This is a genomic window from Paenibacillus ottowii (assembly GCF_006874425.1).
Lineage (GTDB): Bacteria > Bacillota > Bacilli > Paenibacillales > Paenibacillaceae > Paenibacillus > Paenibacillus ottowii.
In genome coordinates, this window is record NZ_VIJZ01000002.1 from 554744 (window position 1) to 572614 (window position 17871).

General features: G+C 45.9%; 14 protein-coding genes and 1 other annotated feature. Of the genes, 4 read left to right on the forward strand and 10 right to left on the reverse strand.

Annotated elements, in window-relative coordinates:
- Positions 1-78 precede the first annotated feature (78 nt).
- Positions 79-1332, reverse strand: coding sequence for a tyrosine--tRNA ligase (gene tyrS, locus FKV70_RS06820; RefSeq protein WP_064796294.1), 1254 nt, complete (start codon positions 1330-1332; stop codon positions 79-81).
- 64 nt (positions 1333-1396) lie between these two features.
- Positions 1397-1666, reverse strand: a binding site (T-box leader).
- Between the two features lie 135 nt (positions 1667-1801).
- Here tyrS and FKV70_RS06825 point away from each other — a divergent pair.
- Positions 1802-4825 carry a penicillin-binding protein 1A gene (locus FKV70_RS06825; RefSeq protein ID WP_142612198.1) on the forward strand — a complete coding sequence of 1008 codons (3024 nt, stop codon included), beginning with the start codon at positions 1802-1804 and terminating at the stop codon, positions 4823-4825.
- Between the two features lie 125 nt (positions 4826-4950).
- On the opposite strand, the gene acsA is transcribed toward FKV70_RS06825, so the two are convergent.
- Complete coding sequence (acsA, locus tag FKV70_RS06830; protein WP_142612199.1) at positions 4951-6666, reverse strand: acetate--CoA ligase; 1716 nt, start codon at positions 6664-6666, stop codon at positions 4951-4953.
- 247 nt (positions 6667-6913) lie between these two features.
- Here acsA and FKV70_RS06835 point away from each other — a divergent pair, with 247 nt between their 5' ends.
- Positions 6914-7546 carry a GNAT family N-acetyltransferase gene (locus tag FKV70_RS06835; protein ID WP_064796292.1) on the forward strand — a complete coding sequence of 211 codons (633 nt, stop codon included), beginning with the start codon at positions 6914-6916 and terminating at the stop codon, positions 7544-7546.
- 13 nt (positions 7547-7559) lie between these two features.
- Here the strand turns inward: FKV70_RS06835 and FKV70_RS06840 are convergent, their stop codons facing one another.
- The 4 genes from FKV70_RS06840 to FKV70_RS06855 all read right to left on the reverse strand — a co-directional run bounded on the left by FKV70_RS06840 (position 7560) and on the right by FKV70_RS06855 (position 10376).
- A complete protein-coding gene (locus FKV70_RS06840; RefSeq protein WP_142612200.1) occupies positions 7560-8258 on the reverse strand; it encodes a 5'-methylthioadenosine/adenosylhomocysteine nucleosidase in 699 nt (232 codons plus the stop codon).
- A gap of 113 nt (positions 8259-8371) precedes the next feature.
- Entirely contained in the window at positions 8372-9379 is a 1008-nt protein-coding gene (ccpA, locus tag FKV70_RS06845) for a catabolite control protein A (protein WP_063213653.1), read from the reverse strand.
- 98 nt (positions 9380-9477) lie between these two features.
- The gene (ytxJ, locus tag FKV70_RS06850) at positions 9478-9828 is read right to left on the reverse strand and encodes a bacillithiol system redox-active protein YtxJ (RefSeq protein WP_063213654.1); all 351 of its coding nucleotides are present in this window, start codon (positions 9826-9828) and stop codon (positions 9478-9480) included.
- 101 nt (positions 9829-9929) lie between these two features.
- Positions 9930-10376: a hypothetical protein gene (locus FKV70_RS06855; protein WP_142612201.1), complete on the reverse strand. Its 447-nt coding sequence runs from the start codon at positions 10374-10376 to the stop codon at positions 9930-9932.
- A 338-nt stretch (positions 10377-10714) separates the two neighbouring features.
- Here FKV70_RS06855 and FKV70_RS06860 point away from each other — a divergent pair, with 338 nt between their 5' ends.
- On the forward strand, positions 10715-11251 hold the full coding sequence (locus tag FKV70_RS06860; protein ID WP_063213656.1) for a type 1 glutamine amidotransferase domain-containing protein: 537 nt from the start codon (positions 10715-10717) through the stop codon (positions 11249-11251).
- Positions 11252-11386: 135 nt separating this feature from the next.
- Here FKV70_RS06860 and ptsP read toward each other — a convergent pair whose 3' ends face one another.
- From ptsP to aroA, 4 genes are all read right to left on the reverse strand, one after another.
- Positions 11387-13132: a phosphoenolpyruvate--protein phosphotransferase gene (ptsP, locus tag FKV70_RS06865; RefSeq protein ID WP_142612203.1), complete on the reverse strand. Its 1746-nt coding sequence runs from the start codon at positions 13130-13132 to the stop codon at positions 11387-11389.
- Positions 13129-15012 (reverse strand): glucose PTS transporter subunit IIA, encoded by a 1884-nt coding sequence (locus tag FKV70_RS06870; protein WP_142612204.1) that lies wholly within the window; start codon positions 15010-15012, stop codon positions 13129-13131. The genes ptsP and FKV70_RS06870 overlap by 4 nt, the downstream gene beginning before the upstream one ends.
- A 300-nt stretch (positions 15013-15312) precedes the next feature.
- Positions 15313-15747 (reverse strand): CoA-binding protein, encoded by a 435-nt coding sequence (locus FKV70_RS06875; protein ID WP_142612206.1) that lies wholly within the window; start codon positions 15745-15747, stop codon positions 15313-15315.
- 33 nt (positions 15748-15780) lie between these two features.
- The gene (gene aroA, locus FKV70_RS06880; RefSeq protein WP_142612208.1) at positions 15781-17073 is read right to left on the reverse strand and encodes a 3-phosphoshikimate 1-carboxyvinyltransferase; all 1293 of its coding nucleotides are present in this window, start codon (positions 17071-17073) and stop codon (positions 15781-15783) included.
- Between the two features lie 267 nt (positions 17074-17340).
- Between aroA and FKV70_RS06885 the strand changes: the two genes are divergently transcribed.
- Entirely contained in the window at positions 17341-17655 is a 315-nt protein-coding gene (locus FKV70_RS06885; RefSeq protein WP_063213660.1) for a rhodanese-like domain-containing protein, read from the forward strand.
- Positions 17656-17871 lie beyond the last annotated feature (216 nt).

The window sequence follows — 17871 nt, forward strand, 5'->3', positions numbered from 1 at the left end:
CTTTTCACTTGATAGAAATAAAAAAAGCAGCACTGAGATACGAAATCAATCTCAACGCTGCTTTTAAATGTATTTTAATTATCCGAGCTTGATTTTAGCAAATTTCCGTTTACCTACCTGTACAATGTCGCCTTCCTGCGGCTTGTATGCTTCGTTCACATCGGTCCACTTCTCTTCGTTAATTTTGACCGAACCTTGCTGAATACTGCGCTTAGCCTCACCATTAGATGCTGCAAAGCCTAGATGAGTCAGCAACTGGATTACACGAATGCCGCCTTCATCCAACTGATCTGCTGTTAAAGTGAATTCTTCAATATCATCAGGAAGCGCGCGTTGCTGGAATACAGTCACAAAATGCTGCTTGGCTGCTTCCGCCGCCTCTTCACCGTGGTACATGCGCACCAATGTTCCAGCCAGCTTCATTTTGGCATCACGCGGATGTACTGAACCCGCCTTAACCCCTTTCGCCAGCTCTGCCAGTTCATCATTGCTAATATCTGTTGCAAGCTCAAAATATTTCAGCATGAGCTCGTCAGGAACAGACATGGATTTACCGTAAATTTCATTCGGCTCCTCATCCACACCAATGTAGTTCCCCAAACTTTTACTCATCTTTTGAACGCCATCAAGACCCTCAAGCAGTGGTAAGGTAATAGTCGCCTGTGGCTCTACTCCGTATTCTTTTTGCAGCGTTCTACCCATCAGAAGATTAAACTTCTGATCTGTCCCTCCCAACTCTATATCGCTTTGGAGAGCCACAGAGTCCATGCCCTGCATCAGCGGATAAAAGAACTCATGGATGCTGATCGGCAAGCCATTTTGGTACCGTTTGGTAAAATCATCCCGTTCCAACATGCGGGCAACCGTTACTTTGGCAGACAGAGTTACCACATCCGCAAAAGACATCGGTCCTAACCACTCGGAATTGTAGTATACCTTTGTCTTTTCAGGATCAAGGATCTTAAAAATTTGCTCCTTATACGTTTGTGCATTGCGCTGAACATCTTCCTCAGTCAATTGCTTGCGGGTCTCCGATTTACCTGTCGGATCACCAATTCTGCCAGTAAAATCCCCGATAATCAGTTGCACTTGATGACCTAGTTCCTGGAACTGGCGTAGTTTGTGCATAACAACTGTATGTCCGATGTGGATGTCGGGCGCGGACGGGTCCAGACCGAGCTTAATTTTAAGCGGCTCGCCGCTAACAACCGATTTGATCACCTTACGCTTCAGCTCATCCTCAGGTACGATTTCCGCTACTCCACGGCGGATCACCTCTAGCTGTCGTTCTACCTCTGCCTGTTGCTCAGGCTTCAATTCTTCCCATTTCATCCTGAATTCCTCCTAAACTTTATCCAAAAATTACTATTAAACAAACCAAAAAGCCCCTTTCATCCCAAGGGACGAGAAGGAGCTGCTCGCGTTACCACCCTAATTAAAGAAACGTATGCCAAAAATACAGACGCTTCTTTCACTTCATTCTTATAACGGGTCTACACCCGGTACCGGATTACTATAGGCAGCTTCGCAAACCTGCAAAAGCTTTCCATTCATCCAGACAGCTCCAGACGGTAATTCAAAGGCGGGACGCTACCGATTTGCACCACCCATCGGCTCTCTGTACAACGTGATTCCACCTTCTACTGAAGTCTTTCTTTGCTTTTCACGATATTTACTTTGACCTATTTATAACACACTGTTTTTGTGTAGTCAACGACACCAAAAGACAGGCTTTTTAGCATATGGGTTCATTTTGTAATTTTATGCTATAATAATGGCTGTTATAAAGGAGGAAGACTTAATGGTTGAAGAAAAAAACAATGTATCAGAGCCAAAGCCTTCCCGCTTACGGAGAACCATGCGAAGGCTCGGCCGTGTCATAAAGTGGGTCGTCATCATCGGCTTTATGGGAGCACTATTTGCAGGAGGAACCGCCGCCGGCTATGTTGCTTCTATTGTAAAAAACGAGCCCGTGCGTTCCAGATCTATGATTCTACAGGAAGTAGATAAGAATGCCATTACAGGCTTCGCTTATTTCAATGACGGCTCTCCTATCGGGCAGCTCCGAACCGAGGAAGATCGGAGACCTGTTACGTTTAAGGAGATTCCTCAACTCGTCATTGACGCAGTCATTGCCATTGAAGATAACCATTTTTACGAGCATAAAGGTGTCGATTTGTCAGGAACACTACGTGCTGTGAAGCAAAAGGCACTCCATGAATCCGTACAAACCGGAGGGAGTACGCTTACCCAGCAGCTTGCTCGCCGTGTCTTTTTGAATCTTGATCGCACGGATGACCGCAAGGTCAAAGAAATTTTGCTATCTCTACGCCTTGAGCGCTTTCTAAGCAAGCAGCAAATTATTACGGCCTATCTCAATAAGGTGCCTTTTGGTAACGGATCAAGCGGTTACAACGTCTTTGGTATTAAAGCAGCGGCCAAAGGTATTTTTAATGAGAATGATTTGAACAAGCTTAATATTGCCCAAGCTGCCTATCTGGCAGGTCTACCCCAGCTCCCTTCTTCTTATTCTGCTTTTAACGGTAAAGGCGAGTTTAATGAATCGGGCTTTAAAAGAGCGATCAACCGCCAGCATCTAGTTCTCAGCCGAATGCTGGAGGAGAACAAAATCAATAAAGCCCAGTATGATGAAGCGATGGCTTTTGATATCCAAAAGTCTCTTGCCCCACGTACTGTTAAGGCTTATAACACCTATCCATATCTTATGATGGAAACAGAACGGCAAGCTGCGCAGGCGCTTATGTCTGTCACCAATCCGAATCAAGCAGCTAATGCCAGTGCAGATACCAAAACCAAGGATGATAACGACATGCTCAAAGAAGCGGAACAGCAGCTTCGCACAGGCGGCTATATGGTATATACCACCATTGACAAGAGCGTGTACACATCCATGCGTCAAATCGCAGAAAATAAGGACAACTTCTCTGCTACAAGCAAAACCAAAGGTGACGAGCAAGCGGCAGCCATTCTGATTCAGCATAAAACAGGCGCCATTCTCGGTATGATGGAAGGTCGGGACTTCCAAAAGGAGCAAATGAACTATGCTACCCAGATGGTACGCCAGCCAGGTTCAGCCATGAAACCGATTGCTGCTTATCTGCCTGCTTTGGACAGCGGACTCGTACAGCCTGGTACGATTGTGGATGATGCTCCTATTATTTTGAAGGATGGCAGTAATGGATATCACATCCCGAAAAATGCCAATAATCGCTACCAAGGATTGGTTACAGCCCGCTATGCACTGAATCAATCGCTAAATACGATAGCACTCAAGCTGTTTAACGAAAAGGTAGGAATCAGTAAGGCCTGGGCTTTTGCTAAAAAACTGGGTATTACCACCTTGGAACCAAGTGATAACAACGCCCAAACAGGTGTACTCGGCGGCTTGGCTCATGGGGTAACCGTTGAGGAGCTCACCAATGCATATGGAGCCATTCCAAATGGCGGTGTGTTTAATGATGCCTATATGATCGAAAAGATCGTAGATTCGCGGGGCAATATTGTATATAAACATCAGCCTAACCCTGTGCAGGCCTTCACACCACAAACCGCCTACCTGATGACGGATATGTTGCGTACAGCCGTATCGGAAGGCACAGGCAAACTGGTGAAGCGTAACTTTAACCAATCTGGCAAAATTCCAATTGCCGGCAAAACAGGCACTACGCAATCCTACACCGATGTTTGGTTCGAGGGTTTCACACCTGACGTCACGCTGGGAGTATGGGTTGGTTACAAGCAACCTGTCAATAAGCTTGAAACGAAAGCACAAAAAGAGCGGGCTCGTCGTCTATGGGCTCTAATCATGAATGAAGTAACGGCTAAAGATTCTCAGTTGTTTCAAACAGACAGTTTCAATCGACCTGACGGCATTGTAAGCCGTACAGCCTCCGCTTATGGTTCAGACATTTATAACAGTAAATATCTACCCAAAAACAGTGAAAATGGTGTTACCCGTGCGAAATACATTACCTATCAAGGTGTAAATTATATTCCACGTGATGGTACGCCAGATGATATGTTGTATGAACGGACTGTTAGAAAACGGGAAAAACCAATCTCGGAATTGATTAAAGAGCTTCAGCATGCCTTTACAGTGATGAAACGACATAACTCGTTGTCTTACTACCTGCCTCAAGATGCAGATAAAGAAGCTCCTACTCAGATTGACCCACGCAAGGACGATGGAGCAGCTCCTAACGCTCCTTCTAGTGTCAGCGTAAGTTATAGTAACGGCAAGGCGATAATCAGCTTTAGCCCCAGCGGAAACAGCGATGTTGTAGGTTACCGTTTGTATCGTTCCACAGATGGGGGCAGCTTCCAACGGCTTGGCAAGGTCGTCATGGCTGACGACTCCAAGGTTTTCTCTGATAGCCCTGGGGGAAGCAGCGCAAGCTACTATGTGACTGCCGTTGATGTGGGAGGACATGAGTCTGGACCAAGCAGCAAAGCAGACACAGCACCTGTAGTACCCCCTGCGGATTCTGAGTCACCAGACGCTCCGGGCGAGGGAGATGGAACTGGGGTGCAGCCTACGGAAGTTCCTACTGCTCCTGGACAGCCCCAAGCTAAAGCCGCAGGCAAGTCCGTAGCGCTCCAATGGAGTGCAGGAAAGCCTGCGGACGGTATCACAGGCTATAACGTATATTACAGTGAAAGCGGTGCGGAGCCTTTTAAAAACATAGGCTCTACCGCATCTACCAGCTTTGAGTATAAAGCGGGCAGCAAGCCCAAAGGCTGGTTCCGTGTTACTTCCATAAATGCCATCGGAGAATCGGCCCCTTCTGGAGCGGTTCGCCCATAATAATGGAAGACAAAAGCTGAAACGATACTTTGGGTGAAGATGAATAAAATTCCCCTAATCAAAAGGGAGTCTCCATAGCTATAATGGCTATAGAGACTCCCTTTTGATTGCAAACATGCAGCGATTCAATCCTCGATAGTAGACAAGTCACCTGTAGGCAGGTTAAGTTCCCAGGCTTTCAGCACACGTCTCATAATTTTACCGGAACGGGTTTTGGGTAACTTTTCTTTAAACTCAATTTCACGCGGAGCAGCATGAGCAGACAGCCCTTCCTTGACGAAGCGGTAAATATCCTGTTGTAACGCTTCCGACGCTGTATAGCCGTCACGCAGGGCGACAAAAGCTTTAATGATCTCTCCTCGTACAGTGTCTGGTTTCCCAATGACTCCAGCTTCGGCTATAGCAGGATGCTCCAGGAGCTTGCTCTCGACCTCAAAAGGACCGATGCGCTCTCCGGAGGAGTTGATAACATCATCAATTCTCCCCTGAAACCAGAAGTATCCGTCCTCGTCCATGTAAGCCGAATCACCGGATACATACCAATCGGGAAAACGGAAATATTCCTGGAACTTGTCTGGATTGTTCCATATACGGTTCATCATGGATGGCCATGGTGTACGAATCGCCAAATGTCCCATCCTATTAGGAGGCAACACCTGGCCTCTGTCGTCCAAAATAACTGCCTGAATACCTGGGAGTGGCTTTCCCATCGAACCCGGCTTAATCGGTAGCTCTGGGTAATTACAGATCAACTGTCCTCCTGTCTCCGTCATCCACCAAGTATCATGAATACGCTGTCCGTAGACTTGCCACCCCCATCTCACCACTTCGGGATTGAGAGGCTCCCCAACGGATAATACATGCCGCAAGCTGCTTAGATCATAATTGGCAACAACCTGCTCCCCTGCGCTCATCAGCATCCGAAACGCCGTAGGAGCACTATACCAAATCGTCACTTCGTGACGTTCAATCGTACGATACCAGTCCTCCGGGCTGAAACGGCCTCCACGAATGACATTCGTCGCTCCATTTAACCAAGGAGCAAAAATTCCATATGACGTTCCCGTAACCCAGCCAGGATCAGCAGTACACCAATACACATCATCTTCCCGCAGATCCAGCACCATTTTCCCTGTATAGTAATGCTGAATCATTGCATTTTGCACATGATACACGCCTTTGGGCTTGCCCGTTGAGCCTGATGTATAGTGAATAATTAGTCCATCTTCACGACTCAACCATTCGGGCTCAAGCTCTTCTGAGGACATAAGCATTTCCGTTTCAAAGTCAATAATTCCCTGCTCTCGTTCGTCCATGTTACCAACCACAAAAATATGCCGCAACTCAGGAAGCTCCTCACGTTTTACACGTGAAAGAAGCGCAGGTGTGGTCACTAATGCCACCGCTCCGCTATCCTGCAAGCGATCCTTAACCGCCGTCTCCATAAACGCCTCAAACAATGGACCGACAACAGCTCCTACCTTTAAAACACCTAGCATACTAATGACCAGCTCTGGTGAACGCGGCATAAATATAAACACCCGCTCCCCTTTACCAATACCGTATTTGCGCAGCACATTTCCGAACCTGTTGGAACTGGCACGGAGCTGAGAAAAAGTATAGGTTTCATGACGGTTTGCGTCACAATACAAAAGTGCTGCTTTCTCTCCCCGACCTTCCTCAACATGTCGGTCAATCGCTTCATGTGCCATATTCACTTTGCCTGTTTCATACCACGTAAAATGACGTTCTACATCTTCCCACTGAAAGTTGTTGTAAGCTTGTTCATAAGGGCCCATGTTGGATGTGGGAACTACAGCCTGGAGCTCATCAATCTTCATGCATTCAGCCTCCTCACAATGGAATAATGAGAATTACACAGAACAAAATAGCGCTTACATAATTAATGATGCAAATGATTACCTTTAATTTGTGTAGTAATTTAAAAGCACTTAATTGTGAACATTTCGTGTCTAAATCAGTATATCATAGTTAAGGATGTGACGACCATCCTTTTCATTTATTTGTTTTTTTGTTATAAGTAGGGGATATGAAGAGCTACTGACGGCAAACAAGGAGGTCGTACACATGCAGCATTTAAAACTGTACCACTCGGACACACTGGATCATAACGGACAAACCATTCATGTAGAAGGACCGGTATCCGCTGATCGACTGCGGTCATTTCAAATGCATACGCAATTGGACGCCTTTCGTAAACCCAAGGAGCAATTCAACGCGTTAGTGGAAATTTCAGAACTGCCAGAAGGCAGAATCATCATTGCTCATGATGGAGAAACCCTTCTGGGATACGTGACTTTTCACTATCCAGATGAGATGGAACGCTGGTCAGAAGCTGGTATGAAGGATTTATTAGAACTCGGAGCTGTCGAGGTAGCCGATGACTATCGCGGGCTGGGCCTGGGCAGCCGAATGATTCGGATTGCCTTTGAGGACGGACAGCTCGAAGCTTATATTATTTTTACGACCGAATACTATTGGCATTGGGATTTAAAAGGCAGCGGTCTTTCCGTATGGGAATACCGCCGCATGATGGAACGCCTGATGAAAACCGTAAATATGGTATGGTACGCTACGGATGATCCTGAAATATGCTCACATCCGGCGAACTGCCTGATGGTAAGAATGGGAGACGATGTGCCCCTCGAATCAAGGGAACAGTTTGACCGTATCCGGTTTGTCCGAAGATTCATGTATTAAAAAAATCATATCATTAGTCCAAATGCTTGAGCATGAACTCCACAATACGGTGCGAACGATGCGAAGCTTCTACCGTAAACTCAGTATAATTTACGTGAGCTGATCCATCAGCCTTATCTGACATAGATCGTAGGACCACATAAGGCACAGCGTTCATATGAGCTGTCTGAGCTACTGCGGCGCCCTCCATTTCGGTACAAGCACCGTTCATCTCATGATGTAATGCTGTTACTATCTCACGATTTGCGACAAATTGATCGCCGGAAAGTACTTTTCCGACTATATAGCGATCACCAAACGATTTGCAGGCTTGTTCAGCCAGATGGACTAGAGCAGGATCGGCCGCGAACTCGGAGGTATCTTGATAAGGAATGACCCCTCTGGCATAACCCAAAGGCGTTACATCCATGTCATGCTGCATACATGTTGATGAGATGACAATGTCCCCAATGTTTAAATCAGGGTGCACGGCCCCTGCCACTCCGGTGAATATAATTTGTTCTACACCAAAATGATCAATCAGGATTTGTGTTGTTACTGCAGCATTGACTTTGCCCACACCAGACTTGCAGACGACTACCCTATGCCCGTGAATCATTCCGGTAGTGTAGGTGATCCCAGCCTTGATCGTCTTGCTTGCTTCCGTCATCGCTGAGAGCAGCAACTCAATTTCTTCATCCATTGCACCCATTAATCCATAAAGTCGGCTCATTACGTATCCCTCGTTTCTTAGTTTGATGATGATAGCACAAGAAGCTATGTATCCACGAAAAAAGCTCCGTTAAAGGAGCTTTCATCGAAGGTGTATCTTATTTGGCACTATACCTAGTCTAAATAATTAACGGATAACCGCAAAATGGTTTCATGCGGCAAGATAACGCGAGAGTTCTCCACGTTTTCCTTTTTCATCAGCTTGGTTAGCAAACGCATCGCTACCGCACCCAAATCGTACATCGGTTGCGCAACAGTTGTCAGCTGAGGACGAACCATGGAGGCCATACGAATATTATCAACACTGATGACCGAAAAATCGTCAGGTACTTTCAGTCCCTCATCCTGAATGCTATGAATCGCACCAATGGCCATTTCATCCGTAGCGGCAAAAATAGCAGTTGGTTTCTTCTTCAGACCGAGGAAGTATTTCATAGCTTCAACACCGGATTCATAACGATAGTTCCCGATTCGCACGAGATCTTCCTGATAATCAATTCCAGCTGTTTCCAGCGCTCTCTTGTAGCCTTGGAAACGTGCATAGCCGTTTGCTGGATCTTGAAGCGTACCACTGATCATTGCGATCTGACGGTGTCCATGGCGGATCAACGTGTTAACTGCATCAAACGCAGCGGCTTCATGGTCAATATCAACCGAAGGATAGCTACCTTTTTCATCGCTCGTTGCACATAAAACAATAGGGACAGCAGCTGTATGAAACGCCTGAATATGCTCGTCCGTTACTGTGCCGCCCATGAACAGAAGTCCATCGACTTGTTTTTCAAGTAACGTATTGATAACACGGATTTCTTTTTCTTTCCGCTTGTCGGCATTACATAAAATGATGTTATAGTGATACATATTTGCAATATCCTCAATACCGCGCGCAATTTCTGCAAAAATTGAATTCGATATATCCGGAATAACTACGCCAACAGTTGTTGTCTTCTTGCTGGCCAAACCTCTAGCTACCGCATTTGGGCGATATCCCAATTGTTCAATTGCTTCGTATACCTTCTTGCGAGTTTGAGGTTTTACATTAGGATTATTGTTAACTACGCGGGATACTGTCGCCATTGAGACCCCAGCTTCGCGAGCTACATCATAGATCGTTACCGTCACATTCCTTCTCTCCATTGCCAATAAATTTTCAACCGAATCCTAGATCAACTAATTAGAACCATGATACGACAAAATACTACTTTATGCAACGACAGCACTCATTCTACAAAAGTGAGATGATCGTGGAGTGCACGGGCTGTAATATTCGAATGGGATGTATGCCAGACAGCCTCCCCGTCCTTGATTAAAATGGCCTGCGGGGATTCATGTTTCACCTGAAGCTTGTCCGCGACCGCATTGGACACTGGTCGGTCTTCTACTACATAAATGATACCGTATTCAATATTTTCGTCGGAAGCCCCTTCCAAATAAGACTCCACTTCCTGATATGCGCCTGCACTTATCGGACAGCGTGTGCTATGCTTAAAGAGGAGTAACGGTTTATCTGATGACGCTTCCAGAGCCGTATTTAATTGTTGAATAGTAGTCATTTTCGTCATCGTCGCCATTGGATATACATTCCTTTCTGTGTCTTGTCGTATGGCCTATTCACATCGTAACAAAAAGAACATGTAAAATCCAATGGTGACCATGAAAATTTTCATATTTTTTAGTTTTTTGTATTCGTTAATACCGATTTACTGGTAAAACCGGATAATTGAAGCAATCTTTTCTCTACATCACTCATCCATTCTTCATCTCCTAGGCTTCTCGCATAGCGATAAAGATCCAGTAAGAGATTAATCCGAAGCTCCATTCGCTCCTCCAAAGCGGATTGCCAATCCACATGGGGATTGTCCGCTTCCTCCAGTATAAGCTTGCGAATAATTTCTGCCAGTTCATGGTTGCGAGCAAAAGATATTCGCCGGGGCGCAGGTTTGCTTCCTAGACTTTGTAAAAGTTCCTTAATGTCCTTTGTCACATGCTGCAGAACCTCACTGGAAAAGCATGACGGGCATGAAAATACAGGAACATGCAAAATTTCAACCTTACTCGCATATATGACCTTACGCAATTCCAGTCCCATCGGTTCACCGCATTGGCATTGCTTATGCACTTTTAACCACCTCATTACGTAGGATCAAACTATATAAGGATCTCTTCAGATATCCAGATATATCTATCTACTAGTCTATAAAATATTTGTTAACTCTATAAAATCTATCATACCTTTTTTTATTTCGACTTTGGGGACTCAAATCCTTCCACAGATTGCAGCAATGAACAAATTACCAAGGCATTGGAGAGTCAAAAAATGACGGTGATTGTAGTAAAAGAGCGACTCCTAACCTGAGAAACTGCGAAGGAATGGACTTTGGGCTTACTTTTTCTTAAGATGTAAAAGTACAGACTACGAACAAGGGTGTCCGATGTGGCGCAGGAAAGGATGGTTAGATGTCAAGACTTACCGGAAAAAAGGTCATTGCTCTCGTAGATGAGGAATTCGAGGATCTGGAATTATGGTACCCAGTGTACCGTGTTCGCGAAGAAGGCGCAGAGGTACATTTAGCCGGTGCTGAAAAAGGTAAAAAGTATATTGGAAAATACGGCGTGCCTGCTGAAGCAGAATATGCCTTTGAAGAACTGAATAGTAGCGATTATGACGGTATTCTTGTCCCTGGCGGTTGGGCGCCTGATAAACTGCGCCGCTACCCCAAGGTTATTCAACTTGTACAGGAGTTTCATGCCGCACATAAACCCATCGGACAAATCTGTCATGCAGGCTGGGTACTGATTTCAGCTAAAATATTGGATGGTGTCACAGTCACCTCCACACCGGGTATCCGTGATGATATGGAAAATGCAGGAGCGATCTGGAAGGATGAAGCTGTTGTGACAGACGGACACATTGTATCCGCTCGTCGACCGCCCGATCTTCCACCTTACGGAAAAGCGTTCTGCGATGTATTAGCTAATCACGCTCAGAAATAAGATATGTAATCCGACACAGGACTTGAGTAAACTTATGTATGGCTAGATCAAAAAAGCACCTTCAAAACCATGGATAAAATGGTTTTGAAGGTGCTTTTTCGTCCGAGCTATCTAAGCATTGCGGATATTAAAATATTAGGGCCGCCCGGGTCCGGCTGGAGTACAGCTGATATTAGCTGCAGTCAGCTTGTCTTCGATCGCCGCACCAGTGGACATGCCAAAGCAAGCACGAGCGATTGTCATTGCTTCAGATGCAGTCGTATTTAGCACTCGATGCTTGACCCGCAACAAAGATTGGGGAGACATACTGAGCTGATGTATTCCCAGTTCCAGCCAAAGTGGAACGGATCGTTCATCTCCAGCCATTTCACCGCAGACACTCACATCAATTCCGGCTTGATGTGCCGCTTGTGCAATCATGCGCAGCATTCGAAGTACAGCTGGATGGTATGGATGGTACATATGTGCAATCTGCTCATTCATACGGTCCACAGCCAGCACATACTGCACAAGATCGTTTGTTCCGATACTAAAAAAGTCGGTTTCAGCTGCCAAGAGATCTGCAATCATCGCCGCAGCCGGAACCTCAATCATAATCCCTCGCTGTATGTTGGGGTTATAGGCAAGCCCTCTTGCATCCAAATCCGCCATGGCCTCTTTCAAAAGAGCATCTGCCTGGCGGACCTCCTCCACGGATGAGATCATCGGATACATGACCTTGATATTCCCCATTGCACTAGCTCGCAAAATTGCAGTCAACTGAGTTTTAAACAGTTCCTTCCAATCCAGACTAATCCGTATCGCACGATACCCTAAAAAAGGATTTTCTTCCTCTGGGAGTTCAAGATAATCCAACGGCTTATCACCGCCGATATCCAATGTACGAATTACCACGGAATGATTCCCGGCCTTTTCGGTTATTAGCCGATATACTTGATACTGCTCCTCTTCATCAGGAGCAGATTTACGATCCATATATAAAAATTCCGTGCGGAACAGCCCTACGCCTTGAGCACCATGCTTCAAAGCGGCCTCCAGCTCTTTGACAGAACTAATATTGGCCGCCAGCTTCAGCATAGTTCCATCCTTGGTCACAGCTTCTACAGAAGCGAGCACCTGAAGCTGCTCCTTTCTGCGTCGCTGCTCGTCACGTAAAATGATATAGTGGTCTGTTACGGATTTTTCTGGGTTTACATACACCCTACCCAGTTCTCCGTCCACAACCATCATATCTCCGGTTTGAACGGGCAAATTCAAATTGCTCTCCAATCCAGAAACGAGTGGAATACCAAGCGCGCGGGCCATAATCGCGGAGTGCGATGTTTTACCACCATTCATAGTCACAATCCCTAGCACATAGCTGGGATTCAAGTGGGCTGATTGAGATGGCGAGAGCTCCTTGGCTACCAGGATATAGGGCTGTGTATCGTTGGGAAGAGTCACTTCCGGTGCGCCCAGCAAATGCTTGAGCAGTCGGTTCCCCACATCCTTAATGTCGATTGCCCGCTCTTTCATATATTCATCATCCAGCAAATCAAACATTGTCACAAAATGATCAATAGCTTCCTTCACAGCCACCTCGGCTGCCTTGTATTGACGCTGAATAATGCCGCTAATTTCGTTCATGAATTCCGGATCTTCCAATATCGCAAGATGAGCATCAAAAATGCTGGATTCCTCCACTCCCACCATCTCTCGAAACTCGTCCTTAATAAACTGAATTTCACTTTTGGACGTACGTATTCCTTCATACAATCGTTCAAATTCCTTCGCAAGATCTACCGTATCCATTTTTTGATCAGGTAAATCCCACTCCCAGCTCGGCAGGACAAATGCCTTCCCGATGGCCACACCTGCTGCGGCGCCGATGCCTTCTATCATGTTTCTACCCCTCCAACATTCCTGTCATGCAGCACAACGGACATTACCGAGGCCTGACCTTTTTTCACTGTTTTAAACGGAGCAAAGCTCCACGACTTGACGCGATCCGGATTCGTGATGACCATAGGAGTCACCAGCGATGGAGCTTGCTCTCGCAGCGCCTGCAAATCAAATTTGATCAGCAATTGCCCCGGTTCAACCGTATCGCCTGCTTCTACCATAGCAGTAAAATTTCCTTTTAGCTGTGAAGTATCAATCCCGATGTGAAGCAGAACCTCAAGTCCTTCTCGTGTGGAGATGCCCAAAGCGTGCATGGTCGGATACAAATGCATTACCGTACCATACACCGGAGACACAAGTTCACCGCGTTCAGGGACAAAAGCAACGCCGTCCCCAACCAGCTTTGTCGCAAAAATTTTGTCAGGCACTTCATGAATAGGTAACATTTTTCCATGTACAGGAGCATTGAACAAAATTTGAGGAAGATCACGCTCCATCAGCTTCGCAATTTCCTCACGAATCAGTTCTGAATAGGTTCCAAATACGACTTGTAAATTACCCCCGCCCAGATTAATAAGCCCGGCCGATCCCAAAGCCTTCATCGCTCCGGTATCTATCAGCCTGTCATTGTGGACGGTCAGCCGCAAACGGGTGATGCAGGCCTCTACCTGCACAATATTCTCCTTCCCACCGAGTGCTTCCAGAATAAGCGGAGCACTGTAAGGAATATTACCGGCCCAATCCTCCAGAACCGAGCCTTCCTCGCGGCCAGGCGTGGGAATCCGGAACCGACGAATTGCCCATCGAAACAGTACATAATACACAAGTCCGTATGCCACTCCGACTGGAATTAACAACCAGGCATTGTGTGACAGATGGAAATTAAGGACATAATCTATAAAACCCGCCGAATATGAAAAGCCATGATGAATGTCCAGCTCAAAGGTAAGCCACATAGCTAGACCAGACATAACCGCATGAACGAGGAACAAATAAGGAGCTGCAAACAAAAAGGCAAACTCAATCTGTTCCGACACACCGGTAAAAAAGCAGACCAATGCAGCTGTGAGAAACGTTTTTTGCACCTTTGGCTTCAAATCTTCACGAGCTTCCTGAATGATTGCAAGCGCAATAGCAGGGATCGCAAACATCATAATGGGGAACAACCCGGACATGAAATAGCCCGCTGTCGGATCGCCAGCAAAAAACCGGGGCAAATCCCCCTGCACAACGTTGCCAGACGGCGTTTTATATGTACCCAGTTGAAACCAAAATATATTGTTAAGCAGATGATGAAGACCAAAAGCGGCCAACAGCCGATATAGAATGCCGTAAATAAGCAGTCCAAAGCCGCCCAAGCTCGATTCTAGGCCTACTATAAATTCCAGCCCTCGCTGAATCAGCGGAGCAATAATCAACATGAGCCCTGCAAATACAGCAGAGAACAGGCCAATAAGCAGCAGAACAAATCGGGTGCCCCCAAAAAACTGTAGCACTTCGGGCAACTTAATGCTTTTGAAGCGATTATAGGCTAACCCTGAAATGACCCCCAAAATGATACCAATGAGCGTCGCTGGCTGAATGAGTCCGTTTCCAAATCTCAATGTAACCTGGTCATATATAGCCATACCAGCCAATGCCGCCAGTCCCGCCTGACCTGCTTGATTCGACATCCCTAGTGCAACACCCACCGCAAACAAATACGGCAAAAAATAAAAAATTCCGCGTCCCGCCGCATTTGCCATATCAGACACCATAGGAAATCCCCACGTGGTCCAAGGAAGGCTGCCGAGACTTAGCAATATCGCAGCTGCTGGTAGCACCATCGTCGGGAGCATGACAGCACGACCAAGCTGTTGTAAGGATCCGAGCCAATTCATGGCATTCCTCTCCCTTCTATCCCTGATGGTAAGCCGAATAAATACTTTTGTCAAAGCCATGGTTACGTCAGCCAAAAATATTTATTTACGCTTCTACAGGTCAGATAACTTATTAATCAACGATAAGCCTATGAATTCATTTAGACCCTCTCATATTGCAAGCATACATACATTATATGGATATCGGAAAGTATAATATACTGTACCACAGTTCTCATTTCACACCAAAAACCTTCAACCCTATAGAACAAGGGAAGAAGGTTTTTCTTCATGTGCATACAGTATGGGTATGAGGTGTAATTATCCTTTACGAACAGCTTGGGTCACTGAATCCTCTACCTTAATGCAGCGATCCATAATAACCGTCATGCCGTGCTCCTGCGCAATATCAGCGGCTTCCTGACTTATAATTCCCTGTTGCAGCCACAATACCTTAGCTCCAATTGCAGCGGCTTCACGCGCAACCTCTGCGCAGTATTCACTGCGGCGGAATACATTAACCAATTCTACGGGTTCGGGAACCTCAGCAAGACTGGCATAGCAAGTCTCTCCAAGAATCGTTTGCCCTGCAGCCGCAGGATTAACCGGAATAATTCGGTATCCCCGCTTTTGCATAGCATAAGAAACCATGTATGAGGTGCGGTCTGATTTATCAGACAAACCAACAACCGCAATATTGCCTACTTGTTCCAAAATGTTCTTAATCTCTTCTCTAGACGGATTTTCAAAAGCCATTTGATCTCCTCCTGTCTGCATCTTAATTTACCTTTATTTTACCCATTCTACAGAAGCACCAAGCGTCGTCAGATGGTCGAAATACTGTGGATACGATTTGGCGACATGATGCGCATCCTTAATCACTAACGGCTTCTGCGCGCGCAAACCTACTACCGTCAATGCCATAATAACACGGTGATCAAAATGCGCGTTAATTTCCACACCACCTTCGACCCCCTCTGGTCTGCCATGTACAATGATTTCCGCTTGACGTTCTTCTACGCGAGCGCCAGCCTTGCTCAATTCATTCAAATAATCGGTAATACGGTCACATTCCTTATACCGTAAATTTTCTACGTTATAAAAACGGGATGTACCTTCGGCAAATACAGCCGCAGCTACCATGGCAAGCACAGCGTCTGTCGCAGCATCACCGTCAAACTCGATGGCTTTCAATCGACCGTTCCCTTTTACGACAACGGTATCGTTCTCATGTGTCAGCGGCACTTCCATCATACGCAGTACATCTACAATTGCACGTTCTCCCTGTTTGCTCTGCTCTTTAAGACGATGGATCGTAACATCTGAATTCGTTACTGCAGCAGCCGCTAGCACCGCAGCACTCCCTGGGTAATCCCCCTGTACAGTATACGTACGTGGCTGGTAGGATTGCTGACCCGGGACGCGGAAAGACATGTAGTCATCACTTGCATGAATGATAATACCGGCCTCTTGCAATACCTCCAAAGTCTGCCCGATGACCACTTTGGATTTCAAATCATGCAGCACTTCGATTTCACTATCTTCCTCCAGTAAAGGTGTAAGGAACAGCAAAGCGCTCAAATACTGTGAGCTAACCGAGCCGGATACCTGAATTTTACCGCCCTTCGCTTGACCACCCTGTATACGTATTGGCAACTTGCCTTCACGATGATCTACCTTAACCCCCAGCTGCCCTAATGCATCGATTAAATCATCATGTGGCCTTTTCCCCAAGGAGTCTGGATATGTATTCACAAATGTAACATCCGGACATAGGGACGCAATCCCCATCAAAAAACGGAGCACTGCTCCTGCATTGCCTACATTCAATTCTTTCACAGCTTGAGGATGGCTACCAAAACCTGTAATCACTATTTTTTCATCATCCTCTTCCAGCACTGCTCCCAGATCGGTGATACAACGGCGCATAGCATCACTGTCTTCACTATGAGCTGGATAATAAATAGTACTTTGTCCTTCGGCAAGTGCAGCCGTAAGCAGATAACGAGTCGTGTAGTTTTTGGAGGACAAAGCCCCAATCTCTCCTTGTAAGGAAGGGGTAGGTCTAACGATAACATCCATAATATACATGCTCCTTTTCGATTCAAACCATCCTAGTTTACGTTAATTATACAAGTTGTAACGTTCTTTTCTCCACCTAAAAAATAAGAAATATTCATTTAGGTCTGTTGAGGTTTAGCAACATGATTGGCTGGTCTTTATTTATTATTAGATTCGGGCTAATTGACAGCCTTGAGATCGGTTCGCTATCATACATAGAGAGTGTGACGTTTCTCACACGACAACAACACTAGTAGTACCCAACTACATTAGAAAAGAGGTCCAGCCATGACGCAAATCGCTCTGATTGAACCTTCTGAGCTTCGCGCACGCCTGCAAGCAGGAGAACAATTGCAATTGATCGACGTCCGTGAGGCGGAAGAAGTAGCGGAAGGTATGATTGAAGGTGCCAAGCACATTCCGCTCGGACAGATTCCGGGCCGTCTTGAGGAAATCGAACGCACTGGTGAAATCATTTTTATTTGCCGGAGCGGTTATCGCAGTGAACGTGCCTGCGAATATTTGCAGCAGCTAGGTTACGAAGGCTGCACCAACATGACCGGCGGCATGCTGCAATGGTCACAAGAGCAATCAAACAGCTAGTTTATAAAAGAGACGGGAACTTTCCGTCTTTTTTATTTGTACTCAAAGCTTAGACGCGGTAAAGCATTAAAATATCATACTTCTATCATACCATAGCGTCAAAAGATTACACAATCCTTTACCGTCTTCAAAATCGTGACTATCATACCAAATCAAAAAAGGAAGCTTTTCTACCCAGAGGGCAAAAAAGCTTCCTTTTGCGTTACCTACTGCATC

Excerpts from the sequence above, each read along its gene's own strand:
- tyrS (WP_064796294.1), bottom strand. The coding sequence starts at position 1,332 with ATGAAATGGGAAGAATTGAAGCCTGAGCAACAGGCAGAGGTAGAACGA.
- FKV70_RS06825 (WP_142612198.1), top strand. The coding sequence starts at position 1,802 with ATGGTTGAAGAAAAAAACAATGTATCAGAGCCAAAGCCTTCCCGCTTA.
- acsA (WP_142612199.1), bottom strand. The coding sequence starts at position 6,666 with ATGAAGATTGATGAGCTCCAGGCTGTAGTTCCCACATCCAACATGGGC.
- FKV70_RS06835 (WP_064796292.1), top strand. The coding sequence starts at position 6,914 with ATGCAGCATTTAAAACTGTACCACTCGGACACACTGGATCATAACGGA.
- FKV70_RS06840 (WP_142612200.1), bottom strand. The coding sequence starts at position 8,258 with ATGAGCCGACTTTATGGATTAATGGGTGCAATGGATGAAGAAATTGAG.
- ytxJ (WP_063213654.1), bottom strand. The coding sequence starts at position 9,828 with ATGGCGACGATGACGAAAATGACTACTATTCAACAATTAAATACGGCT.
- FKV70_RS06860 (WP_063213656.1), top strand. The coding sequence starts at position 10,715 with ATGTCAAGACTTACCGGAAAAAAGGTCATTGCTCTCGTAGATGAGGAA.
- ptsP (WP_142612203.1), bottom strand. The coding sequence starts at position 13,132 with ATGATAGAAGGCATCGGCGCCGCAGCAGGTGTGGCCATCGGGAAGGCA.
- FKV70_RS06870 (WP_142612204.1), bottom strand. The coding sequence starts at position 15,012 with ATGAATTGGCTCGGATCCTTACAACAGCTTGGTCGTGCTGTCATGCTC.
- FKV70_RS06875 (WP_142612206.1), bottom strand. The coding sequence starts at position 15,747 with ATGGCTTTTGAAAATCCGTCTAGAGAAGAGATTAAGAACATTTTGGAA.
- aroA (WP_142612208.1), bottom strand. The coding sequence starts at position 17,073 with ATGGATGTTATCGTTAGACCTACCCCTTCCTTACAAGGAGAGATTGGG.
- FKV70_RS06885 (WP_063213660.1), top strand. The coding sequence starts at position 17,341 with ATGACGCAAATCGCTCTGATTGAACCTTCTGAGCTTCGCGCACGCCTG.